Genomic DNA, 5412 nt, shown 5'->3' with positions numbered 1-5412 from the left:
TTTCATACCCGCCGGGGGGGGGGGGGGGGGGGGGCCCCCCCCGCCCGGCCGGCCGGAAAGTCGAAGGGCGGCCGGGTCGGCCGGATCGGGCGTCCCGCCCATCCGGCGCCCGTGGTCCGTTCCGCTACGCCGTCGTGTGCGGTACCCAGACGGCCGCGTGGAAGGGGCCGTTGGCGGTGCCCGGGTCGCCGGAGGCGAGGGCCGCGCTGCCCGCGACGACGCCCTTGCCGTTGGCCTGCGTCGCGGAGGAGTTGAGGCCGCCCAGGGAGGGGAGGTAGGTGAACTCGCCGTTGTCGACGCGGGTGACGAAGCCGAAGGAGTTGGGGGCGAAGTTGTCGCCGACGATGAGGTTGCCGGAGATCTGCTTGACCTCGGTGACGCCCCGCCCGGAACCGATCACGGTGCTCGTGTGCGTCGTGAGGTCGAAGGAGCTGGCGAGCATGCCGTCACCGCCGACCACGGTGCTGCCGCTGATCAGCTGCCCGGTCAGGAGGTGGGACCCCAGGTCCGTGCGGGCGCCGGTGCGGAGGTCGTAGGCGTATCCGGTGAGGGTGTTGCCGGCCGTTCGGGACTGGCCGACCACGGTGGACCCGCTGATGTCGTTGGCGGTGCTGGAGCGGCCGCCGAGGGTGCCGAGATCGGTCATCGCGTTGGTGCGAAGGTCGTACGCGAACCCGTGCGTCGTGGCGGCGGGCATGTTCGGCAGGGAGGAGCTGCCGACGACGACCGCACCGCTGACGGCGGCCGCGGCGCTGTGGCCCGACGGGCCGGCGAGGCTGCCGAGATCGGTCATGGCCCGGGTGCGCAGGCTGTACGCGAACGCGTGCGTGACCACGTCGCCGGGCAGCGAGGACGTGCCCACCACGGTGTCGCCGTCGAGGCCGGTGACGTGGGTGCTGCTGCCGCCGAGCGTGCCGATGTCGCGGAGCCGGCGGGTCCGGACGTCGTAGGCGAATCCGTGGGTCGGGCCGTCGGCGGCAAGGTCCGACTCCCCGACGATGAAGTCACCCTGCACGGCGGTCGCCCGGCTGGATTGCCCCAGCGTGCCGAGGTCGATCATGGCGTGCCTGCGCAGGTCGTACGCGAAGGCGTGTTCGGCGGCGTCGCCTCTGGTCAGCGAGCTGCCGACGACGGTGCCGCCGTCGATGGCGGTCGCCTTGCTGCGGGTGCCGCCCAGGGTGCCGAGGTCCTGGACGGTGTACCGGACGGCCCCCGACGCCGGCTCTGCCGACGACGTGCCGGCCGCGTACGCCGGACCGGCGGCTGCGGCGAGCAGGCCCACTGCGGCCAGGGTCCAGGAACGTAAACGCATGCGCATGATGCCCCCTGAAGTGAACGGTCGAGAGGAACACGGTGTGGCAGGCCCCCGCGCCCTTCCCGGGCACGGGCCGGCCCGGTGCTGCACGGCCTTCACTTGTACGCGAGTTCCGATCGGCCAAACAGTGGGCGGTCGGCCACAAACCGGACGTTCGGCACCGCCGGCCCGGCCGCGCAGCCCCCGTACGCCCCGGTCCGAAGGCCGATGGGGTGACGTAGTGTCGGAGCTCTTTGCACCTCGTACGGACGGCCTGCACCTGTGAGCACACCCACCAGCACCGGCCCGGTCGCCGGCGCGCGACCCGACCGCCTCATATCCCCGCACGGAGTGCTCGATCTGCGCGGGCCGGCCGGCCGGGACGTGTGGCTCTCGTACCCGTTCGACGCGGCGGTCGTGGTCTGCGGGCTGCCCGGGAGCGGGAAGAGCACGCTGCTGCGGGCGTGGTCCGGTGCCGCCTCGGTCGTCGACCCCCGCGTCACGCGCACGTCGATCGAGGCGCGGATGCCCGGATGGCTTCCCTACGCGTTCTACCGGCCGTGGGCGCGGCTGAGGCACATGCGCTGGTTGCGCGCCGAGCTGCGCCGCGGTGGTCCCCTGCTGATCCACGACTGCGGAAGCCGGAGCTGGATGCGCGGGTGGCTGGCCCGTACCGCTCGCGGGGCCGGGCGCCCCTTGCACATGGTGGTCCTGGACGTCGGCCCTCAGGAGGCCCTGTCGGGTCAGCACGCCCGTCGCCGGCTCGCGTCGCCCCGGGTGTTCGCACTGCACCAGCGGGGGCTGGCGAGGTTCCTGGGCCGGGTCGAGCGCGGCCCGGCCGAGGTTCCGGGCATCGGATCCGTGGTGGTGTTCGACCGCGGGCAGCGGGATCGCGTCACGGCGGTGAGGTTCGGGTCCTCCCTCTCCGCTCCGTCCTGAGCGGAGCGGCCGGGGCCGGCCGATTCCCAGGAGGCGGGGCGCCCATGTGAAGACCAAACGACATTTTCTGCATGTTTTTGCAACCTGGACGTCGAGAAACACATCCAAAGAGGAAGACCCACCCGTTCTGCCCGCCCAGGGCAGCCGCACTGTTCGGAGCGAAGTTCGTGCACGAATACCCGCAGGCGCAGCAGCCCAGGCGATCCCGCAAGAAGGTGTGGATCGGCTCGGCGGTGGCCGTGGCCCTGCTCGCCGGGGCCGGCGCCGGGTTGGCCTACTGGAAGACGGACTGGTTCGACGGGAACGGCGAGGCCGTCAGCTACGCGAAGCCCCCCGCCGGAGGGGACGAGAACAAGGACGGCGGTGGCGGGAAGCAGACCTCCGCCCCGACCGCGGACCCGGACGTGTCCCTCCCCACCGGCCCGTTCACCGAGTTCAAACAGTCGGTCAAGCTGGCCGACGGCACCCGCATATCCAAGGCCCGGGTGAAGGGCGCCAAGTCCGGTTTCGAGGGCACCGTGTGGGTGTGGACGCCCAAGGAGTACGACCGCCCCGAGTACGCGAAGAGCGCCTTCCCGGTCATGATCGCGCTGCCCGGGGGCAACGGGAACGCCGACAACTACTGGGCGACCATGCCGCAGCTGGGCCTGCAGAAGGCCATCGCCGAAGGCAGCGAGGCCGGCAAGAGCCTGCCGTTCATCTTGGTCATGCCGCTCCTCAATCCGGACGGCAAGTACTACTACGACGGCTCCGACATCCCCGGCCAGGCCAAGATGGGCACCTGGCTCGGCGAGGACGTTCCCGACCTCGCCCGCGCCAACTTCCGTACGTACAAGTCCCGCGACGGCTGGTCCTACATGGGCAACTCCTCCGGCGCCTTCGTGGGCCTCAAGCAGCTCCTGCAGCGGCCCGACCGCTTCCGGGCCGTCATCGCCAACGGCGGCGAGATCGTCCCGGACTCCCCGCTCTGGAAGGGCCACCAGGCGGAAATGGACGCGAACAACCCCGAGAAGCTCGCCCCGAAACTGATCAACAACAAGGGCCCCGAGGTGAACGTCTTCTTCCAGTACGGCACCAAGGAGGGCGGCCGCGACCGGATGGAGAAGTTCCAGCAGCAGTTCGGCAAGGGCCCGGTCAAGGTTTCGATCCACGAGATCCAGGGCGGCGACCACAACGGCTGGGACTACGTCCGAGGCATGCAGGAAGGCCCCCTGGAGCAGCTCAGCAAGCTGATGAAGGGCCCGAAGCCGCAATAGCGGCCGGCGGAGCCCCGGCGGGCGCCCGTCCGGTTCGGCCGCGGGCTTCGACGAGCCCGACGCTCAGGCCCCGGGTGGCGGCGTCCAGGGCGGACCCGCCGCCGACGGCTCCGCCCCCGACGCCGAGGACGTCGGGTTCGTCCCGTCCCGTCGCGGCGAGGGCCTGGCCGCGGGCCCGGGGTGAGAGGGCCACCGGATCGGCCGTGGTCTCCTCCTCGGTGCTGCGGGCCCGCGGCCGGTACCTATTCGACCTTGGCCCAGTCGAGCGTGCGCTCCACCGCGCGCTTCCAGCCCTCGTAGCCCTCCGTGCGGCGTTCCTCCGACCAGGCGGGCGCCCAGCGCTTGGACTCCTGCCAGTGGGTGCGCAGTTCGTCCGTGTCCCGCCAGAAGCCGGTGGCGAGCCCGGCCGCGTAGGCGGCGCCGAGCGCGGTCGTCTCGGCGACCACGGGGCGGCTGACCGGTACGCCGAGGATGTCGGCCTGGGTCTGCATGCAGAGGTCGTTGGCGGTGACTCCGCCGTCGACCTTGAGCACGTCGAGGTGGACGCCTGAGTCCTGCTCCATGGCCTCCACCACGTCGCGGGTCTGGTAGCAGATGGCTTCCAGGGTGGCCCGCGCCAGGTGCCCGTTGTCGTGGTAGCGGGCCAGGCCGACGATCGCGCCGCGGGCGTCGGAGCGCCAGTACGGGGCGAACAGGCCGGAGAAGGCGGGGACGAAGTAGATGCCGCCGCTGTCCTCGACGGTGCTCGCCAGACGCTCGCTCTCGGCGGCGTCACCGATGATCTTCAGCTGGTCGCGCAGCCACTGCACGGCGGAGCCGGTGACCGCGATGGACCCTTCGAGGGCGTAGATCGCGGGGCTGTCGCCGAACTGGTACGCCACCGTCGTCAGCAGGCCGTGCTGCGAACGGACCAGTTCCGTCCCGGTGTTGAGCACCAGGAAGTTGCCGGTCCCGTACGTGTTCTTCGCCTCGCCGGGCGCGTAGCAGACCTGCCCGACGGTGGCCGCCTGCTGGTCGCCGAGGACACCGGTGATGGGAATGGCCCCGCGCAGCGGACGGGAGGTGCGGGTCTGCCCGTAGGCCTCCGGGTGGGAGGACGGGTTGATGGTGGGCAGCATGGAGCGGGGGATGTTGAAGAAGCCCAGCAGTTCGTCGTCCCAGTCGAGGGTCTCCAGGTCCATGAGCATGGTGCGGCTGGCGTTCGTGACGTCGGTGGCGTGGATGCCGCCGTCCGGCCCGCCGGTGAGGTTCCACAGCACCCAGCAGTCGGTGTTGCCGAAGAGGGCGTTCCCCTGCTCGGCGGCCTCCCGGACGCCGTCGACGTTCTCCAGGATCCACTGGATCTTGCCGCCGGAGAAGTAGGTGGCCGGGGGCAGCCCCGCCTTGCGGCGGATGACGTCGCCCTGGCCGCCGCGCTCCAGTGCAGCGGCGATGGAGTCGGTGCGGGTGTCCTGCCAGACGATGGCGTTGTAGTAGGGGCGGCCCGTGCGGGGGTCCCAGACGACGGTCGTCTCGCGCTGGTTGGTGATGCCGACGGCCGCCAGGTCGGAGGCCTCGAGGTTGCCGTGGCGGAGGGCGTTCTGCATCACCGAGTTGGTGCGTTCCCAGATCTCCACCGGGTCGTGTTCGACCCACCCCGAGCGCGGGAGGATCTGGTTGTGCTCCAGCTGGTGCCGCGCCACTTCGTTGCCGGCATGGTCGAAGATCATGAAACGGGTGCTCGTGGTCCCCTGGTCCACTGCGCCGACGAAGTCAGCCATGGGGTGCCGCCTTCCTTAGGGATGCCGTGTGGGGGGCTGCCGTGCGGGGGGGGGGGGGGGCGCCCCCCCCCCCCCCGGGGCACGCAAAAACACTGGCGGGGAGCGCGCCGCCCCCGACCCGGAGGGGCGGCGCGGGGGCAAACCCCAAAAAAAAAAAGAAAAA

The 5412-nt window shown here is 71.4% G+C and carries 4 protein-coding genes; 2 read left to right on the top strand and 2 right to left on the bottom strand.

All coding sequences use genetic code 11. From position 1 onward, the window contains the following. Positions 1-124: 124 nt before the first annotated feature. On the bottom strand, positions 125-1318 hold the full coding sequence (locus tag ACFXA3_RS34280; RefSeq protein WP_385193422.1) for a hypothetical protein: 1194 nt from the start codon (positions 1316-1318) through the stop codon (positions 125-127). 258 nt (positions 1319-1576) lie between these two features. Between ACFXA3_RS34280 and ACFXA3_RS34275 the strand changes: the two genes are divergently transcribed. Together ACFXA3_RS34275 and ACFXA3_RS34270 are read left to right on the top strand one after the other, a co-directional pair. Beyond that, positions 1577-2233: an AAA family ATPase gene (locus ACFXA3_RS34275; protein WP_385193419.1), complete on the top strand. Its 657-nt coding sequence runs from the start codon at positions 1577-1579 to the stop codon at positions 2231-2233. A 167-nt stretch (positions 2234-2400) separates the two neighbouring features. Continuing rightward, positions 2401-3489, top strand: a complete 1089-nt coding sequence (locus ACFXA3_RS34270; protein ID WP_385193416.1) for an alpha/beta hydrolase — start codon at positions 2401-2403, stop codon at positions 3487-3489. A gap of 242 nt (positions 3490-3731) precedes the next feature. Here the strand turns inward: ACFXA3_RS34270 and glpK are convergent, their stop codons facing one another. Continuing rightward, positions 3732-5249: a glycerol kinase GlpK gene (gene glpK / locus ACFXA3_RS34265; protein ID WP_385193413.1), complete on the bottom strand. Its 1518-nt coding sequence runs from the start codon at positions 5247-5249 to the stop codon at positions 3732-3734. Positions 5250-5412: the final 163 nt, after the last annotated feature.

This window comes from Streptomyces sp. NPDC059456, from assembly GCF_042750055.1.
Classification (GTDB): Bacteria; Actinomycetota; Actinomycetes; order Streptomycetales; family Streptomycetaceae; genus Streptomyces.
This window is presented reverse-complemented; position numbering and strand designations above follow the sequence as displayed.